This window comes from Roseburia amylophila, from assembly GCF_025567465.1.
Classification (GTDB): Bacteria; Bacillota; Clostridia; order Lachnospirales; family Lachnospiraceae; genus Roseburia_C; species Roseburia_C amylophila.
This window is the reverse complement of sequence record NZ_JAOQKI010000005.1, coordinates 40926-59269: the sequence shown is the minus strand read 5'-3', so window position 1 is coordinate 59269 and position 18344 is coordinate 40926. Positions and strand designations below refer to the sequence as shown.

The 18344-nt window shown below is 43.0% G+C and carries 14 protein-coding genes; 4 read left to right on the top strand and 10 right to left on the bottom strand.

Features of this window, described 5'->3' with window-relative positions; genetic code table 11:
- Nucleotides 1-6 precede the first annotated feature (6 nt).
- From OCV43_RS04330 to OCV43_RS04320, 3 genes are all read right to left on the bottom strand, one after another.
- Entirely contained in the window at nt 7-1314 is a 1308-nt protein-coding gene (locus OCV43_RS04330; RefSeq protein ID WP_262623501.1) for an alpha-amylase family glycosyl hydrolase, read from the bottom strand.
- Nucleotides 1315-1660: 346 nt separating this feature from the next.
- On the bottom strand, nt 1661-4294 hold the full coding sequence (locus OCV43_RS04325; RefSeq protein ID WP_262623500.1) for a heavy metal translocating P-type ATPase: 2634 nt from the start codon (nt 4292-4294) through the stop codon (nt 1661-1663).
- 14 nt (nt 4295-4308) lie between these two features.
- Complete coding sequence (locus OCV43_RS04320; protein WP_022244014.1) at nt 4309-4623, bottom strand: metal-sensing transcriptional repressor; 315 nt, start codon at nt 4621-4623, stop codon at nt 4309-4311.
- A 459-nt stretch (nt 4624-5082) separates the two neighbouring features.
- Here OCV43_RS04320 and OCV43_RS04315 point away from each other — a divergent pair, with 459 nt between their 5' ends.
- The gene (locus tag OCV43_RS04315; RefSeq protein ID WP_022244013.1) at nt 5083-6426 is read left to right on the top strand and encodes an MATE family efflux transporter; all 1344 of its coding nucleotides are present in this window, start codon (nt 5083-5085) and stop codon (nt 6424-6426) included.
- A gap of 287 nt (nt 6427-6713) precedes the next feature.
- Here OCV43_RS04315 and OCV43_RS04310 read toward each other — a convergent pair whose 3' ends face one another.
- A complete protein-coding gene (locus OCV43_RS04310; protein ID WP_117842007.1) occupies nt 6714-8270 on the bottom strand; it encodes a phosphate--AMP phosphotransferase in 1557 nt (518 codons plus the stop codon).
- A gap of 284 nt (nt 8271-8554) precedes the next feature.
- Between OCV43_RS04310 and OCV43_RS04305 the strand changes: the two genes are divergently transcribed.
- Together OCV43_RS04305 and OCV43_RS04300 are read left to right on the top strand one after the other, a co-directional pair.
- Nucleotides 8555-8797: a hypothetical protein gene (locus OCV43_RS04305; RefSeq protein ID WP_227701473.1), complete on the top strand. Its 243-nt coding sequence runs from the start codon at nt 8555-8557 to the stop codon at nt 8795-8797.
- A gap of 116 nt (nt 8798-8913) precedes the next feature.
- Nucleotides 8914-9669: an exodeoxyribonuclease III gene (locus tag OCV43_RS04300; RefSeq protein WP_022244011.1), complete on the top strand. Its 756-nt coding sequence runs from the start codon at nt 8914-8916 to the stop codon at nt 9667-9669.
- 56 nt (nt 9670-9725) lie between these two features.
- Here OCV43_RS04300 and OCV43_RS04295 read toward each other — a convergent pair whose 3' ends face one another.
- From OCV43_RS04295 to OCV43_RS04285, 3 genes are all read right to left on the bottom strand, one after another.
- The gene (locus OCV43_RS04295) at nt 9726-12386 is read right to left on the bottom strand and encodes a sensor domain-containing phosphodiesterase (protein WP_262623499.1); all 2661 of its coding nucleotides are present in this window, start codon (nt 12384-12386) and stop codon (nt 9726-9728) included.
- Between the two features lie 5 nt (nt 12387-12391).
- Entirely contained in the window at nt 12392-13870 is a 1479-nt protein-coding gene (locus OCV43_RS04290) for a methyltransferase (protein ID WP_262623498.1), read from the bottom strand.
- Between the two features lie 86 nt (nt 13871-13956).
- A complete protein-coding gene (locus tag OCV43_RS04285) occupies nt 13957-14745 on the bottom strand; it encodes a peptidoglycan recognition protein family protein (RefSeq protein ID WP_331494967.1) in 789 nt (262 codons plus the stop codon).
- 222 nt (nt 14746-14967) lie between these two features.
- On the opposite strand from OCV43_RS04285, the gene OCV43_RS04280 reads away from it, so the two are divergent.
- Entirely contained in the window at nt 14968-15102 is a 135-nt protein-coding gene (locus OCV43_RS04280) for a hypothetical protein (protein ID WP_022244007.1), read from the top strand.
- A gap of 21 nt (nt 15103-15123) precedes the next feature.
- Here OCV43_RS04280 and OCV43_RS04275 read toward each other — a convergent pair whose 3' ends face one another.
- The 3 genes from OCV43_RS04275 to OCV43_RS04265 form a co-directional block, all read right to left on the bottom strand.
- Nucleotides 15124-16506, bottom strand: coding sequence for an MATE family efflux transporter (locus OCV43_RS04275; protein WP_262623497.1), 1383 nt, complete (start codon nt 16504-16506; stop codon nt 15124-15126).
- Nucleotides 16496-16945 carry a winged helix-turn-helix domain-containing protein gene (locus OCV43_RS04270; protein ID WP_117842012.1) on the bottom strand — a complete coding sequence of 150 codons (450 nt, stop codon included), beginning with the start codon at nt 16943-16945 and terminating at the stop codon, nt 16496-16498. Before OCV43_RS04270 ends, OCV43_RS04275 begins: the two co-directional genes overlap by 11 nt.
- Nucleotides 16946-17039: 94 nt before the next feature.
- A complete protein-coding gene (locus tag OCV43_RS04265) occupies nt 17040-18332 on the bottom strand; it encodes a C40 family peptidase (RefSeq protein ID WP_262623496.1) in 1293 nt (430 codons plus the stop codon).
- Between the last annotated feature and the right edge of the window lie 12 nt (nt 18333-18344).

The window sequence follows — 18344 nt, the reverse complement described above, 5'->3', positions numbered from 1 at the left end:
GTCTTTTTATCCGGTTATCTTTAAATAAGCTGCGGAAAATGCCGGCATATCGAGACCACCCTGAAATACCGCTTTTTCTCCGGTCAGCAGGTCAACTGCTTCTGCTGCTCCTGCATCAAAGGATGCATGGAAGGGATTCTCTTCCAGATTGATTGCTACAAGAATCCGCTCACCATCAAAGCTTCTCTCAAATACAATCTGCCGGTTTGTTAAGAATACCTTGCGGTAGCTGCCATAGCAAAGTGTTTTTTCCGATTTATGAACCTTCGCCAGTCTGGAAATATAATCGGTAAGTTCATTCCATTCCGGTGCTTCAAAAGACGGACGGAGTGCTTCATCCCCACCATTTTCTTTCTTTCCTTCTGCAGCCCATTCACTTCCATAGTAGACACATGGGATGCCAGGAATTGCAAACAGCATTGCATATACCAGTGGAAGATGTTCTTTTTCCCTTAAAGTGCTTGCCAGACGGTTCACATCATGATTATCCAGGAAATTCAAAAGATGCCTGCCCTGATACATTCCGCAGAAATGCTGCTCCAGGGTATAATTGATTTCAAAGAGGTTGCGGTCATTAAAGCTGGACCACATTCCCTTATATGCCTGATAATTTGTTACACTGTGCAACATATTCTGTTCATCCAAAAGACGATTATAATCACCATGAATCATCTCGCCCAGGAGATAAAAATCATCCTTTTTCGAATCTACGAACTGACGTAATCTTCTTACAAAATCCATATCCAGACTGTATGCAACATCCAGACGCAGTCCGTCAATATCAAATTCTTTTATCCATCCTTCTACTGCTGAAAAGATATGCCGGATTACTTCTTCATTCCGCAAATTCAGTTTTACCAGCTCATTATGTCCTTCCCAGCCTTCATAGGAAAGTCCGTCGTTATAATTATTATTCCAGCCAAAATTCACATTTGTGAACCAGTCCTTATATGGAGAATTCTCTCTGTTTTTCAGTAAATCCTGAAATGCAAAGAAGCCTCTTCCCACATGGTTAAACACTCCGTCCAACACTACTTTGATATTGTTGTCATGTAATTTTCCACATACTTCTTTAAAGTCCTCATTGGTTCCAAGTCTTACATCTAACTTTGTATAATCCCTGGTATCATAACCGTGACGGTCTGATTCAAAAACCGGACAGAAATATATTGCATCCACTCCAAGCTTTACCATATGCGGAATCCAGTCTTCCACTTTCTTTATCCGATGAGCCAGAACACCATCATTTTCTGTTGGTGCCCCGCAAAATCCCAATGTTGAAATCTGATAAAATACACTGTCATATGACCACATAAAAACTGTTCCTCCTGTCTGTCCATCATGTGCTGTGGTTTTTCCGCTACTCGTGGAATAAAGAATGTGCCTTGGCACATTCTCGCGCCTGCGGCGGTCGCTTGCGACATCTACCTTATACGCCGCAGTGCGCATCCTCGCGGAGCGTTTTTTACTTTACAGGAAAGCAATTTCCTGTAAAGTAAAAGAGGACGGTTCCTTTTGCGGGAACCGTCCTCCTAACTTCTTCCCTCTGCCTTCGCCCATGTTGTTTCAATTACACTTATTATAACATAATTTTATAGCATAAGGGAATTTTTTTCTTGCATTTTTCCTAATTTTTTTTGATTTTTATAACGTTATTTTGTTATTTTTCAACACCGGTAAGCTGATATCCTGCTTTTTCAATCACTTCTGCAAATGCTGCATCCGGAATCTCTTTGTCCATGGTTACTTCAGCACTCTTTGTCTCAAGGTTGACAGCTGCCTTTACTCCTTCCATGGCATTTAATGCTTCTTCCACATGTTTCTTACAGTGTTCACACATCATTCCTTCAATTTTAAGTGTTTCTTTCATTTTATTATCCTCCTTATCATTTTCATTATTATCTGTCACTTTTTCTGCTGACTGTTCTATCTGACTTCCTGCTGCTTTTTCCACTATCTGTTCTGCCACATTTCCTGCTGTCTGCTCTAATCGCTGCGGTTTAAAAAGCTTTAACCGGAGAGCATTGCATACTACACAGACGCTGCTTAAGCTCATTGCTGCTGCACCGAACATCGGATTTAATTTAATATGAAATGCCGGGTATAAAGCGCCTGCTGCCAGTGGAATTCCAATGCTGTTATAGAAGAATGCCCAGAACAGGTTCTCCTTGATATTGCGGATAACCGCTTTACTTAACCGGATGGCTGTTACGGCATCCATCAGATCATTCCGCATCAGTACCGCATCTGCACTTTCGATTGCCACATCTGTTCCTGCTCCAATGGCAATTCCTACATCGGCTCTTGCCAGTGCCGGTGCATCATTGATTCCGTCTCCAATCATGGCAACCTTATGTCCCTGCTGCTGCAGTTTGGCAATATGCCGTTCCTTATCCTCCGGCAATACTTCTGCAATTACTTTTGGAATTCCAAGCTTCTTACGAATGGCTTCGGCGGTACGTTTATGGTCTCCGGTCAGCATTACTACCTCAATGTGCATCTTACGGAATGCTTCAATGGCATAGCGGCTGGTTTTCTTTTCCACATCTGCTGCTGCAATGATACCCAGAAGGCTGTTATTTTTCGCAAAGATTAATGGAGTCTTTCCTTCTTCTGCCAGCTTGTCCAGAGTATCTCCAAGGTCATCCAATGACACTCCCTTTTCTTTCATAAAGGCTTCGTTTCCCGCATAATAAGATGCATTTTCGTCTTCAGCCTCAATTCCTCTGCCCAGAATTGTCTTAAAATTTTTCATGGCAAGGGGCATAATCTCCTGCTCTTTCGCATACTGCAGAATTGCCTGTGCCAGCGGATGCCCGCTTCCCTGCTCAACGCCTGCTGCAATTGCCACAAATTCTTTTTCGTTTAATTCTGTGGTTCCAACACTCACATCTGTAACTCTTGGCTTACCTTCTGTTATGGTTCCGGTCTTATCCATAACTACGGTATCGATACTGTGCGCCGTTTCCAGTGCTTCGCCGGACTTAATCAGGATTCCGTTTTCTGCACCTTTTCCGGTTCCTACCATAATAGCTACCGGTGTCGCAAGTCCAAGGGCACACGGACAGGAAACAACCAGCACCGCGATTCCAATAGAAAGTGCAAATTCAAAGGCTGCCCCACTGATGAGCCAGATGATTGCAGCAATCACGGCAATTGTAATAACCACCGGCACAAAGACTCCTGCAATCTTATCTGCCATCTTGGCAATCGGTGCTTTACTGGAGCCAGCTTCTTCCACCAGATGAATAATCTGGCTGATGGTGGTATCTTCTCCGACTTTGGATGCACGGATTTTCAAGAAACCATTCTGGTTAATCGTTGCGGAAATTGCAGTATCTCCCACTTCCTTATATACCGGAATGCTCTCCCCTGTAATGGCAGATTCATCGAGGCTTGACTGTCCCTCTTCAATCACTCCGTCCACCGGAACGGTTTCACCGGGACGAACCAGCACCAAATCACCTTTTACCAGTTCCTCTGCCGGAACCGTAACTTCTTTGCCATCTCTTAAGACCTTTGCCTGCTTCGGAGCCAAGTCCATCAGCTTCTCAATAGCTTCACTGGTCTTTCCTTTGGAACGGCTCTCTAAATATTTTCCAACAGTAATCAAAGTCAGAATCATTCCTGCAGACTCAAAATAAATATCCATGCTGTACCGGCTTACCAGTGCCATATCTTGATGTCCCAGGCCATAACCAATCCGGAAAATGGCAAATACACCATAGATAACGGAAGCCGATGCCCCAAGTGCAATCAGCGAATCCATATTCGGGCTTCTGTGTACAAAAAGATTCTTAAATCCTACAATAAAATATTTCCGGTTCAGATACATAATCGGAAGCAGCAATAAAAACTGGGAAAAGGAAAATGCCAGTGCATTCTCATCTCCGTGAAATGCAGCCTTGATAAATCCCGGTACCGGAATTCCAAACCATTCATAAAACATATGGTGCATGGAAATATACATCATCGGAATCAGAAAAATAACAGACCAGATCAGACGGATTTTCATCTCATGAATTTCCTGCTCTGCCTTATTTATCCTTTTCCCTTTGCCGGTACGTTTCTCATTTCCGGCATTTGCCAGTGCAGCACCATAACCTGCCTTCTCTACTTCTGATACAATGATATCTTCATTGACCTTATTCTCGTCATAGGACACCTGCATACTGTTGGTCAGCAGATTTACGGATACATTTTCCACTCCGTCAATCTTTGACACACACTTTTCCACACGGGAAGAGCATGCAGAACACGTCATACCTGTGACTTCATAACGTTCCTGTTTCACACTTTTGTCCTCCTCTATTTCATCAGTTTCTGAAGGGTCGCACAAAGCTCATCCACCGCTTCTTCCTTTCCGGCACGGATGTCATCCACCACACAGGATTTGATATGCTCCGCTAACAACACTTTATTAAAGGAGTTCAGTGCAGAATTAATTGCAGACACCTGCGTTAAAATATCCACACAGTAACGGTCTTCTTCCAACATTTTCTTTACACCCCGCACCTGTCCTTCAATCCGGTTCAAGCGTTTTAATAAATCCTGATATTCTGCTTCCTGTCTGTGCTTCTTCCGTTCGCAGCAGGATGAACACATCTCTTTTTCTTCTGCCATAGTCAGGCTCCCTTCTATCTTCACATTCCAATACACATTTCCCGATAGTCATATACCCCCTACCGGTATGCTCATATTATACCCCCATAGGGTATTTGTCAATCATTTTTCTATTGAATGTTCCAATTCATATTTAAGCCATCTTCTTCCGCTCTATGATATTATCTTGACTTTTCCTATGATTTATGCTATTTTCATAACGCTAAAACTGGTGTGGATTTTTCTAGTCTGACTACTTTTCGCCACACAATTATCCTTGTGATAATTGTGTGGCGTTTTTTACTTTACAGGAAATTGCTTTCCTGTAAAGTAAAAAACGCTCCGCGAGGATGCACACTGCGGCGTATAAGGTAGATGTCGCAAGCGACCGCCGCAGGTGCGAGAATGTGCCAAGGCACATTCTTTGTTCTTTCTCACACTTTGGATTAGTGAGAAAAAAGAAAAAAAGGAGCAATTATTATGAATGAAGATTTTATGAAAGAAAAACCGATTTTACCACTGCTGACTACCATGGCACTTCCTATGGTTATCTCCATGCTGGTAAATTCTCTTTATAATATTATAGACAGTCTGTTTGTGGCTAAAATCAGTGAAGATGCCATGACTGCCCTTTCCCTGGTCTATCCGGTGCAGAATTTTATCAATGCTGTGGCAATTGGATTTGGTGTCGGAATTAATGCTTTAATTTCTTTTCACCTTGGTGCAAAAGAAGGGGAAAAAGCCAATATTGCTGCCACCCATGGATTCTTCTTTTCTATTTTGCATGGTGTCATTTTAACGATTGGAAGCATTGCCCTGATTCCTACGTTTTTAAGCCGCTTTACCACCGACAGCAATGTTCTTAAGTCAGGTGTAGAATATGCAAATATTGTATTTGTATTCAGTATCATTATTATGATGAATTTAACCTTTGAAAAGGTCTTTCAGTCTGTCGGCAGAATGAATGTCTCCATGATTGGACTGATGCTAGGCTGTATTGCCAATATCATTTTAGACCCGCTTTTGATTTTCGGAATTGGCTTCTTCCCGAAAATGGGAATGCGCGGAGCTGCCCTTGCCACCGGTATCGGACAGCTGCTGACTCTTATTTTTTATCTCTTTGCCTATTTTCTGCGCCCAATCAGTGTACGGATTAGTCGAAAATATCTTATCCGGGACAAACATCTTGATTTGAAATTATATGGTATCGGCATTCCTGCCATCTTAAATCTGGCTCTGCCGTCCTTACTGATCTCATTTTTAAACGGACTCCTTGCCGCATATGACCAGTGTTATGTGGTAGTCGTCGGAATCTATTACAAACTGCAGACCTTCCTCTACCTTCCTGCCAATGGAATTATCCAGGGGATGCGTCCGCTGGTGGGCTTCAATTACGGTGCCGGTGAAATCAAGCGTGTGAAGAAAATCTATCATCTTACCCTCTGTATGAACGGTGTCATTATGCTTCTTGGTATGATTATCTGCTTTACTGCATCACCTTACCTTATCGGAATGTTTACAGACAATGCCACCACAATTTCCGTGGGAAGCAATGCCCTTCGGATTATCTGCTGTGGTTTCCTGATTTCCACCGTATCCATTACTGCCTCCGGTGCTTTGGAAGGGCTTTCAAAGGGCGGACAGTCCTTAATTATTTCACTGCTCCGTTATATCCTTTTTATCATTCCGCTTGCATTTGTTCTCTGTAAAGCCTTTGGTCCACAGTGCGTATTCCATGCTTTCTGGATTACGGAAATTCTCACTGCCGCAATTGCAGCCCTGCTGATGAAATCAAGCCTCCGGCTTCCGGGCACACAGGCATAAAATACATTAGAGAAAGCTGCCAGCAAAATTTTGCTGACAGCTTTCTCTATGCTATTTCTTATTCATATATAATTGTTACGCCGGAAAAGGATGCATCCAGATAAATCGTTGCCTGTGGCTGCTGCATCATCGCATTATCAAAATACACTTTCATGCTATCAAAGCCTATGGACAAAAGCAGTGCTGCGCCAAGTATCGGCCATGGTGTATGTCACTCATTATACACAAACACATTTTTCTGTAAATGCCTTTGGAATAAGTGGTAAGAAATACGAACCAAGTGGTAATTATTTCCGTTCTTTTTCTTCTTTCAGACGCTTCTCAATTGCTTCTACCACCGTACGAAGCACTTTAATTCTGGCATAATACTTGCAGTCTGCCTCTACTAAAATCCATGGTGCATAAGTGGTAGAGGTACGAATCAGCATTTCATCCACTGCCTTTTCGTAAGCATCCCATTTCTCACGGTTGCGCCAGTCCTCATCGGTAATCTTCCACTGCTTTGCCGGGTTTTCCATACGCTCCTTAAAACGACGCTCCTGCTCATCCTTATCAATGTGCATCCAGAATTTTAAAACAATGGTTCCATGATGCGCCAGCTGCTCTTCCATTTCGTTCATCTCATGGTAAGCACGCTTCCATTCCTCTTCCTGACAGAAGCCTTCGATTCTCTCAACCATAACGCGGCCATACCAGGAACGGTCAAATATTGCCACATGACCATCCTTTGGAAACTGTTTCCAGAAACGCCACAGATAATGATGTGTTTTTTCTGCATCATTGGGTGCTGCCACCGGATTTACCTGATACCCCCTTGGATCCAATGCCTGGGTCAGCCGTTTGATGGCTCCGCCTTTTCCACCGGCATCCCAGCCTTCAAATGCCAGCACCACCGGAATCCGGTATTTATAAAGTTCATTATGAAGCTCGGAAAGTCTTGCCTGAAGACGTGCAAGTTCTTTTTTGTACTCCTCTTTTTCCATCTTCTTTGAAAGGTCAACTCCAGCCAGTACGGAGCTCTTAAGTACCTGCTCCTTTTGTGATGCGGCTCCTGCTTCCTGCAAAGTATCCTTTTCCTGTTTTATTTCCTGCGCCTTTGTTTTCTCCTGCTCCCTCTTCTCCTGTTCGGCTTTCTTATCTGCGATTGCCTGCTCCAACACAGAAACTACGATTTCCGTCATCTTTGCTGCTGCATATTCCCGGTCGGTACATTCTAAAATATGCCACGGTGCATATTCAGAATCCGTCTTTTCCAGCATTTCTTCATTCATGGCAAGATATTCTTCATAATGCTTATTTCTCGCCAAATCGTCCTTTGTTACCCGCCATGCAGTCTTCTTATCTTCCAGAAGCTTATCAAAACGCTTCTTCTGCTCCTTCTTTGACACATCTGCAAACAATTTGATAATTACCATACCATCATCCGTTAATTGTTTTTCAAAGGAACAGATTTCTCCAAATGCATAATCAAGCTGCTCCTTTGTGGTCACACCGTCAAAGCGGTCCACCAACACTCTCCGGTACCAGCTTCTGTCAAAAATTGCAATTCTTCCCTGGGATGGAATCTTCGTCCAGAAACGCCACAGGAACGGATGCATTTTCTCTTCCTTGGTCTCCACTGCAGTAGCATAAACGGAAAATCCCCTCGGGTCTAAAGGCTCAATGATTTTATTAATCAATGTTCCTTTTCCTGCTGCACCAAATCCCTCAAATACAATCATGACTGGAATCTTCTGTTCCTTACAGGCTCTCTGCAGATAGGATAACTTTGGCTGCAAATCGTCCATCCACTCCTTATATTCCTTTTTCCCCATCTTCCGGTTTAAATCTACCTTCTCTAACATCGCATGTCCTCCTTTGCTTATAACTCCATAATACGTTGCATTTTTATATATAAAAATAGTATAATATTTTTCTTGAAGAATATCCAGTCTAATGGGTATAATGAAACAAATATGTGATTGCGAAAAGAAATTATTATTTCAAAAGGCTGTATTTGAAGTACCGGTGGCTTTGACATGAAATACCGCAGTTCTAAGCTGCATATTTTTCTTTTTGTGATAGAAAGCAGTCTTTCCAATGTTTGACAAGATGCCGGTACTGTCCGCCGGAGTACGGATGCCTTTTAATGGCTGTTAGGGGCACTTGGAATTTCGTCCGGCACCCGGCAACGCTGGCACAGGGACGTGCCAGCGAGGCACATATGAACATGGATGTGAATTTGTGCCGATTGCCGGACCTTACAAAATATGCCTCGAAATTCTTAGTGCCCCTTGCAGTTATTATGTGGCATCCGCACCCGGCGGACAGTGACGGCATCCGGTCAAAGCAACGGAAAGACAGTTTACCATCAAGAAAAATATGCAGCTAAGAATTGCTGGCATTTCACTTCACATAAGCCACCAATTCTTCGAATACAGATCTTTTTCAAATAAAACACCGCTTTTTCGCAATCACCGATATGTATCAATAAAAAGGAGACTCACTATGAAATTTATTTCCTGGAATGTAAATGGCTTACGTGCCTGTGTCAATAAAGGATTTTTAGATTTCTTCCATGAAATCAATGCAGATGCATTCTGTATTCAGGAGACTAAACTGCAGGAAGGACAGATTGACCTTTCCCTTCCGGGCTATTACCAGTACTGGAATTATGCGAAGAAAAAAGGCTATTCCGGCACTGCCATCTTTACCAAAAAGGAACCTCTTTCTGTAAGCTATGGCATTGGCATCCCGGAGCATGATGAAGAAGGACGTGTTATCACATTAGAATATGAAAACTACTATCTCATCACCTGCTACACACCAAACTCCCAGAGCGAACTGGCAAGGCTTTCCTACCGTATGGAATGGGAAGATGCTTTTTTACAGTATTTAAAGGGATTAGAAGAAAAGAAACCGGTTATTTTCTGCGGTGACCTGAATGTTGCCCACAAAGAAATTGATTTGAAGAATCCGAAAACCAACCGTAAAAATGCCGGATTTACAGATGAAGAACGGGAAAAATTCTCTGTTCTTTTAGAGAATGGTTTTATCGATACCTTCCGTTATTTCTACCCGGAACAGGAAGGCATCTACTCCTGGTGGTCCTACCGTTTCCACGCAAGAGAAAAGAATGCCGGATGGCGTATTGATTATTTTCTGGTTTCCCAGTCCTTAAAAGAGAAGTTAAAGGGAGCTGCCATTCATACGGAAGTTCCTGGTTCCGACCATTGTCCGGTAGAACTGGAGATAGACTGCTAAACTTAAAATGGGTAAAAAGCTTTCCTTCCATCAGCTTTTTACTCATTCTTTTATTTCTACAGATACTTCTTTTCAAAGTCCTCTGCACGCATTGGCTTACCATAATAATAACCCTGAATATACTGCACCTTCATGCTGCGGAGCTTCTCCACCTGTTCCGTTTCCTCTACCCCCTCTACACAAATCCGTACTCCGATGGTCTCTGCCAGTTCTGATACCATCTTTACAAAGGCCTCTGAATACTCATCTTTTCCAATGTCAATGATAAAGCAGCGGTCTATCTTGATAATGTCAATCGGCAGCTCACGGATATGGTTCAAGGAAGAATAGCCTGTTCCAAAATCGTCCAGTGCAACCTTTACGCCAAGGCTCTTGATATCCGAAAGAATCTTCTTCATACGCTTCATATCGTTAATTGCAAGGCTCTCTGTTACTTCAAGGGTAAGGTTTGCCGGATCCATCTTTGTCTCTTCCAACACTTCCCTGACTTTTTCTTTCATATCATTCTGCAATAGCTGTACCACCGAAAGATTTACATTGACATGATACTCCGGATGTCCCATGTCATTCCAGTATTTACAACGGCGGCAGGCTTCTTTCAATACAAAGCTTCCGATTGGATTGATAAGTCCTAAATATTCTGCCAGTGGAATAAATTCAGACGGGGAAATCATCCCCATTGCCTCAGAATTCCAGCGGATAAGTGCCTCGGCTCCACTACATGGGTCTCCCGGTCTGGAAATATCCACAATCGGCTGATAATACACCTCAAATTCCTGGCAGGAATTTGTAGTGGCATAACGCATATTCTTCTCTAAATCAAGCCGCTTAAAGGATGTCGCTTCTACATTTTCATCATAGAATTCTATACGGTTTTTACCACCCTTTTTGGCTTCGTATAAAGCAATATCTGCTTTTTTGATTAATTCCTGTACATTGTCTCCGTCATCTGGGAAACATACCACCCCCATACTCATGGTACAGTAGTAATCTCCACCTTTTAAGAACCATGGCTTGGAGAAAATATTCCTAATCTCTGTTAAAATCTCATCCAGACGCTGATATTTTTCCTGATTAACAATGATGATAAATTCATCACCACCCATGCGGTAGCAGGTAGATTCCAGTCCGGTCACTCCCCGCAGGCTTCTTGAAATCGTCTGCAGCAGAATATCCCCATACTGATGTCCCAGACCATCATTAATATGCTTAAAGTCATCCAGGTCAATATAGCAGAGTGCTCCCTTGCCACCCTGTTCCCTGGCTCTCTGGATATAGATTTCCACATCATGCTCACAACGCATTCTGTTATAAAGTCCCGTCAGGAAATCATTATTCGCCTGGCGTTCAATCTTCTGCTGATAAAGCTTTTTATCCGTCACATCATAAACCGTCAGCAGCATAACCATTCTGCCATCCACCCAGTTAATCTGGGTATGATAAATGTCAAAATACCGGTTATCCTCTTTGGAATAATATTCTACAAAATTGCCGTTTCCATAACGCTTATTACCGGAACGGAAAATCTCATCCTGCTGCTTTTCAAACCGGTCATCTGCAAATAACCTGTGAAACTGCTGGTTCGTATAAAGAATCTTCTCCGAAAGCATATCCCTTACACAGATTCCACAGCCTACATTTTCAAGGATTGCCTCTAAGGATGCATAAGAACTTGCCAGCGAATTCTTTGTAATCCGCTTAATCAAAATACTCTGCACAATCTGTTTTACTTCATTTAAAAATTTAATATCGGAAACATCCCAGATACGGCGTTTCCGCAGTTCAAAGAAGCATAAATACATGGCAGCTTCCCCGTTAATCTCTACCGGCAGGCTGATTGCCGCCTGAATATTCCATTTTTCAAAAAACTGTGCAAATGCGGGCGGCAGTAAGGAATCTGCTGAAATCATATAAGGCTTGCCATTGGTAAAAGGAAATTCTGATGTGGAAATGCCCTGGCATTTTGCAATCAATGCATCCTCTTCCTCCAGACAGCATTCACTTATCATATCCGCAGTCTCGCCATCCCGGTTAATACGGAGCAATGCTGCATTACTGATTTTCAGATAATTGCATACATCTGTCAGAATTTCGTCTGCAATTTTGGAAAAGCCATTTTCACTCTCCAGCATTTTCACGATAGAAGTCATGACCTCTGTACGCTGTAATTCTGTCTTAATCTGCTCCTGGCTTTCCCTGTTTTTGGCAAATGCTTCCTGTGCCAGAAGCTCATCCAACTTTGTAGCAAAATACTGTTTGGATATATAGGTTAAAAAATCAAGTGAATTGTAATACTGCTTTGTCGTAGTCTTCTGGATATTCTCCGGAATCTCCTGTTCTGGTGCGGCTATATCAGAAAGCACACCAATGACAATCCAGATTGCTGCAATCTTACCGCCTACACGGATTGCAACACCGTTCATTTTCAAATAATCCTCTTCCAATGGTTCTTCCACTACATCTTCCATCTCAGAGGTAATCAGTCTGTTCAGCAGCACAATATGGCGTGCCATACCGACTTTTTCATGAATATAATTCAGTTCTTCCTTGGAACCATATGCCTTGGTCACAACCCCCTGCATCTGGCTTAAGCATACACAATATAAATTATTACAGGCACAGAAACGGTCCTGTAATCCCTGAAGCACTCTTCCGTCAAGTAATTCCGCTCCAAACATTAACTCATTATTCCCCTGCATGTCCAACTTCTGCTTCATTTTTGTTACCCCTTTTTACCGACTATAAATAAATAAAAACCTTCTTTTTCCCGTATACAGAACTCGTCTAATAGACGATATTCCATATGTCTCCGCAGCTGTTTCTTTACAAAGCCGCCCTCATTGGAATATAAAATCATATGACCACCATTTTTCAGGAATTTTCCTGCACAATCAAAGAACTGACTGTAAAAGGCATCCTGTTCTTCTCTTGTTTTCTTCCCTCTCAATGGCATATTGGAAATGATTTCATCAAAAAGGTATTTATGTGTAAAATCAAAAAAATCACGATTAATATAATTAATCTGCCTTCCTGCCGCTTTGGCATTCTCTCTTGCCTTTATCACAGCCTCTCCAAAAATATCCAGTCCGTACATATCTCCCGCCGGCACCAGAAGGTCACGTTCTATTAACATGGTACCAACTCCGCAGCACGGATCTAATACCTGTGCACCCTTTTTCAGATAAGGTTCTGCCAGCTTCATAAATAATGCTGCATTTGCCGGATGAATGGATGCTGCAACTGCTTCCTTCCGGTAAGAAAATCTCCGCATTGGAATCGTAAATAATTTACAGGATGGATATAATGTGCCATCCGTATTCTTCGTAAGCCGCAATTCTATTTCATAGCCATCTACCGTATTTAACAGCTGATGTCCGGTTAAATCTTCTAATGTTGCTGCCGCTTTCCGGATAAAGCTGCCTTTTTCTTCCGGTGCAATGCCCCTTACTTCCATGCGGAAGCGAAATGGTGGATTGCCCTCATGCAGCCTGTTTAATAACTCCATAAGATTTGATTTTGCATATGCCTCTGCTACCGCTTCCGGTTCTGCAGCAATCCGGTGTCCCCCGGACAATAGCAACAGCATCTCCCGGAAAGTACGAATCTTTATCACATCCCTGAGATGTGTTGTCTTTACTTTTACACCTGCCGGAACCAGCACCGGGCGATCTTTTTTTATCTGTTCTGCCGTAATCTCACGATATGCAGGATTGGTTGTCAGAAGCACTTCTACCTCTTCTTCATATCCAGTAAAACGATGCTTCTTATTCTGGTTCAACCCACCTAACAATTTATCCAGAGCATGCAGTTCTTCCGTTCTGTGCTTCTTTTCGCTTTCTGCCGGAACTTCTGTTAACAATTCCTTGTAACGCTTCCCGAATGCGTCCTGATAAGACTCTATATCAAGTCCATTCATTGCAGTAAGATAAGAACTTTTCACAAAGCGTGTATTCTCCCTCTGGTATGCCTCAAACAGTGCTTTTGCCGCCCCTGATTCATTTGTCTCACCCAGAATAAGTGCTGCATTTTTCCGGATTTTAGCATCTTCGGAACTCAAAAAAGCATACAAAACCGGATGCGTTGCATGGTATTCTTTCCATTCCTTCAATGCATCCTGATTTTTTATGCTTTTCTTTAATTCTATCAGATTTTCACGTATATTCGTCTCTTCGGTCAGTGCCTTACAAATCTCTTCTAACATGTTTTTCCTTCTTACAACCAGTGGACTTTTCGTCTCTCCACTATCAATGATTTAATATTACTTGAAATCAGAAGATTTGGCAAGACTTACTCCTTGTCATTTTTTAGATTTTCCGGGGCAACTCCATTCTTTTCTATATAATCTGCCACATCCACCTTAAACTGCTTCCAGGCATCCTCGTGTTCCACATAATATTTCGGACAGTTTTTTCCGGTTACGTCATAATGACGGATGACATCATCCATGGTCAGATCATATCTGCCACAAAGCCATGCCACCAGATGCACTAATGTCTGGTAGGTGGCATCGTTGAATCTTCCGGTATCGTCCGGGATACAGCATTCGATGGAAATAGTATCACTGTTCCTGTCATTGGATGCATAGGAAATCTCTTTGCATGGGATGCATTGAATCAGTTCACCATCCAGTCCGATGACAAAATGACTGCTGGCATGTGTTTCATGGCTGTCCTTTAAGCCTTCAAAATAATCACGGTTCTGCTGCGCTGTGGTTCCCGGATTTGCAGTATAATGCACCACAATGCCATTTACCTGATCAATTGCAAGTCCCGGTCTGGAATAATCATTTATCGTAAGAAGCTGCACATCATAATCCGGCGGATTTTCTACCACTTTGGTAATGGCTGCCGGCACATCTGCTGCTGCCAAATGTTTTCCCCTTATCCATCGGAGCAATTTCCCACCTAATACAAATATGAAAATTACTACAAGAGCAATTCCTAAAAGCAGCAGCATTCTCTGAATCCGCACCTGCTGCTGTCTTCTTCTGCGCCGGTATTCTGCTGCTGTATGTGGTTTCTCATATGTATATTTTTTTCTTCCTGTTTTTCTCTTTCCTCTTCCGGTCTGTCTCATTTATTTTTATCTGCTCCTATATGCGTTATCTGTTATTTCATTCCTTATCATCATACACCAAATGTTCCTTACATTTTATTAACAAAAACTTAATTTTCTTTTATGGTAATTTTACACAATTTTTTCATATCTTTTTTGTTGACATTTACCAAAGGTAAGTATATAATACTAAACGAACAAAGAGGTTTGTTCAGATAATAAATTGCATAAGGAGGGATTTGTATGTTCTTAGAGCAGGATGCAGTGCTGGGTCTTTCCAGGTTCGTAGCAAAATACGAAGCATATGTAAGAGAGATGAAAGCACAGAAGAAAGAACCTGTTACCATGTTAGCTTATCTGGTAGAAATGGTTCAGTAGACCAGTTGACCAAACGGCGCTTCATAGCCGCCGCTTTCCGTCACTGGTCTTTTTTTTTGTTCTTTTTTTCTCACTCTTTTGGAAATAACAAAACACAAATGGAATGCTGATGATTGCAGTCAGCCCATCTGACAACGCCTGCGCAATCTCCACTCCCGCCAGCCCGATCCATTCCGGTAGAAGGAAAATCAACGGAAGAAATACAATTCCCTGACGGCACGCTGATAGAAATGCCGCCTTCCCCTGCTGCCCGATTCCCTGAAACAGCATATTACTTAAAATTCCTATGGGAATCAGCGGAAAAATCAGGCACTGGCTTCGAAAAGTAAAAATGCCGATTTGTGCTGCCATATCTTCTTTTAAAAAGAAGCTCATGATTATCGGAGCGAAAAGGAATCCTGCCAGACCGATTCCTGCCGCCGCTATGATGCTGCTCCATAAAGTAAAAATAAATGCCTGCTTTAACTTTTTTTTATTTTCAGCTCCAAACTGATACCCTGCCACCGGCTGAAAACCCTGACCATATCCGATAAAAAGGCTGAAAAATACCATAAATAACCGTCCGTCTACAGACATTGCTGCTACTGCCGCATCTCCATATCCTACCGCCTGCCGGTTTAACAATACGGCTGCCACGCTGGCAAATCCCTGCCTGCAAAGCGACGGCAGACCATTTTTTATAATGCTACCATAGTCCTTTATTTTGAAAAAATTTTTACTTTGTTTCTTTCCATTCAGTTTCATTCTGCCATGCCAGAAACAGCCTCCCAGTACCATCGCTGCCACTGTCTGTCCGATAAATGCCGCTAATGCGGCTCCTTTTACTCCAAGATTTAAGACAAACAGAAACACCGGTGTCAGTATAATATCAAGAATTCCACCGGTTACCATTCCTGCCATGGATGCTTTCGCCCTGCCTTGCGCCCGAAGAAGCGTACCAAGTACCAGTGTCTCTATGGTAAAGGGTGCCGACAGCAATACAAAGAGGGCATATTCCCTTGCATATGGAAGCAGCTCTGTTGTTGCACCGGAAAGCTTCAGCAAAGGTGTCAAAAAAATCAGACCTGCCCCCAGACTTATAAGTCCAAGCAGCAGCCCTGACATAATTGCCGAATTTGCAATCTGCTCTGCCTGCTCTTTTTCTTTCTTTCCAAGGAGCCTTGAAACAAGGCTTCCCGCTCCCATGCCAACAGTATAGCCCACTGCCTGTATCCATGCCACCAGTGCAAATGTAATTCCGACCGCTCCGGTTGCCCTGCTGCCAAGTCTTGTTACAAAGAAGGTATCCACGATACTGTAAGCAGAAATTACCAGCATACTAAGTACCGTAGGTACCGCCAGTGACAAAATCACACGATGCACCGGTTCTGTTTCCATCCTCTGTTCCAGGCTCTTATTCTCCATGAGTGCCCTCACTGTCTGATGGAACATATTTATATCCGACTCCGTGCACCGTTATGATATAACGCGGCCGTCTGGGATTCTTTTCAATTTTCTTCCGGATACTCTTAATATAGGAATCTATGGTTCTGTCATAGCCATCAAAGGCATCCTCTAACGCATAAGTAATCAACTGGTTTCTGCTATATACCCGGTGGGGAGATTTCACCATGGTATATAAAATTTTATATTCATTAGGTGTCAGATGAATCTTTTTCCTGCCTCTTCTGATACAATGATTGTCTACTTCTAAGATGCAGGCCGTTCCAATTTCAATCTGACTTCCTGCCCGCCTGTCTTCTTCGTATACAATGCGGTAGCCCTCTTCTAAAAGCTGCTGGCAGAGTTCCTGGGGCATCCTTCCTTCTGACTCCTGAATGATAATGGTTCCCTTTGTTCCCATATATCTTCTATCCTTCCTGCTACAATCTTTTCTACTAATTTATACTCTTTTCTATTGTAGTCAGTATCTCCACGGATAAAAATTTTTATTCTCTTTATACAATTCTTCGGATAGAAAGAATCGTCCGGTAGCCTGCATTTGATACTTTAATTCCGGTCTTTGCTGAGCTTGCATGCACAATCTGTCCGTTTCCGATATAGATTCCGATATGACCGGAATACCAGATTAAATCTCCCGGCTGTGCCTCTGCCAAAGATGCCACTGCGCTTCCGCAGGCTCCCTGCTCACCGGAGGTTCTTGGCAGATTAATTCCAAAATTCCTATATACACTCTGCACAAAGCCGGAACAATCCGCCCCATTTGTAAGACTGGTTCCACCATATACATATGGATTTCCTACAAACTGCAATCCATAATCTGCAATCTGCCTGCCTAAACCGGCATCAGACGCAGACGCCGCTGTTCCGCTGTTTCCGGATGCAGCATTTCCAGATGTTGAAGCTTTAGATGTTGCATTCCCTGCTGTTGTATGATTGGTGCTCTGCTTCGCTGCTGCCTTCTTTTGTGCTGCTGCCTGCTGCTCTGCCGCTTTTCTTCTGGCTTCTGCTTCCTGTGCCGCTCTTCTTGCGGCTTCTTCTCTTGCTAACCGTTCTGCTTCTTCCTGAACAGATTCTGCATGGGGATATTCCGTATAGGTTTCTACATAATCTGCCGCTACATAGCCCTCCCCTTCCTCTGCATCAACTTTTAACCAGCCATCCAGTGTCTCTGTTACCGTTAGTATATCGCCTCCCGGTACCAGTCCTAATACGGCAGCCTCCGTGGATGCTTCCGTACGCACTTTTAAAGTTGTTGTAGTTACCCGGGCAAGCTGTGTGCCAATTTCTTCCGCAAGTGCTCTTGCTTCTTCTCCCACACAGACATATTCTGCACTGACATATCCGCTGACTGAACCGGAAGTAATATAATACCAGCCCTCTTCTGCCGCCTCTATCACACCTACCGTATTACGGTAAAGTTTTCCAAGCACTTCTCCTTCTGTAGACGGTTCTTTTCGAATATTCACATAATTCGGTGCGATTGCAACCGCAAGTTCCGGCTGGTCTGCTGCCGGCATTTCCTCTTCTGCATTTCCAAGTGAAAGTTCTGCCACACCATTTATTTCTGCTTCGCCTGCTGCTTCACCTTCTGCCAGTTCACCAGCTCCTGTCTGTATCTGCTGCAGTGCATACTGCTCAGATAAAATGCGCTGCTCATTCAGTGCCCGGATTACGCCTGCACCGGATGCAGCTGGTGTCTCCATGGCATTGACATTGGTCCATAATGAAGTTGTGGTTGTCAGGATTGCGGCTGCAAGCCATAATTTTTTTACTGTTTTGTATTTCATATCTGTCTCCTT

Bases quoted from the DNA above. Each gene is read 5' to 3' on its own strand.
- OCV43_RS04330 (WP_262623501.1), bottom strand. From the start codon at position 1,314: ATGTGGTCATATGACAGTGTATTTTATCAGATTTCAACATTGGGATTT.
- OCV43_RS04300 (WP_022244011.1), top strand. From the start codon at position 8,914: ATGAAATTTATTTCCTGGAATGTAAATGGCTTACGTGCCTGTGTCAAT.
- OCV43_RS04290 (WP_262623498.1), bottom strand. From the start codon at position 13,870: ATGTTAGAAGAGATTTGTAAGGCACTGACCGAAGAGACGAATATACGT.
- OCV43_RS04320 (WP_022244014.1), bottom strand. From the start codon at position 4,623: ATGGCAGAAGAAAAAGAGATGTGTTCATCCTGCTGCGAACGGAAGAAG.
- OCV43_RS04265 (WP_262623496.1), bottom strand. From the start codon at position 18,332: ATGAAATACAAAACAGTAAAAAAATTATGGCTTGCAGCCGCAATCCTG.
- OCV43_RS04280 (WP_022244007.1), top strand. From the start codon at position 14,968: ATGTTCTTAGAGCAGGATGCAGTGCTGGGTCTTTCCAGGTTCGTAGCA.
- OCV43_RS04315 (WP_022244013.1), top strand. From the start codon at position 5,083: ATGAATGAAGATTTTATGAAAGAAAAACCGATTTTACCACTGCTGACT.
- OCV43_RS04275 (WP_262623497.1), bottom strand. From the start codon at position 16,506: ATGGAGAATAAGAGCCTGGAACAGAGGATGGAAACAGAACCGGTGCAT.
- OCV43_RS04310 (WP_117842007.1), bottom strand. From the start codon at position 8,270: ATGTTAGAGAAGGTAGATTTAAACCGGAAGATGGGGAAAAAGGAATAT.
- OCV43_RS04285 (WP_331494967.1), bottom strand. From the start codon at position 14,745: ATGAGACAGACCGGAAGAGGAAAGAGAAAAACAGGAAGAAAAAAATAT.
- OCV43_RS04295 (WP_262623499.1), bottom strand. From the start codon at position 12,386: ATGAAGCAGAAGTTGGACATGCAGGGGAATAATGAGTTAATGTTTGGA.
- OCV43_RS04270 (WP_117842012.1), bottom strand. From the start codon at position 16,945: ATGGGAACAAAGGGAACCATTATCATTCAGGAGTCAGAAGGAAGGATG.
- OCV43_RS04305 (WP_227701473.1), top strand. From the start codon at position 8,555: ATGGCTGTTAGGGGCACTTGGAATTTCGTCCGGCACCCGGCAACGCTG.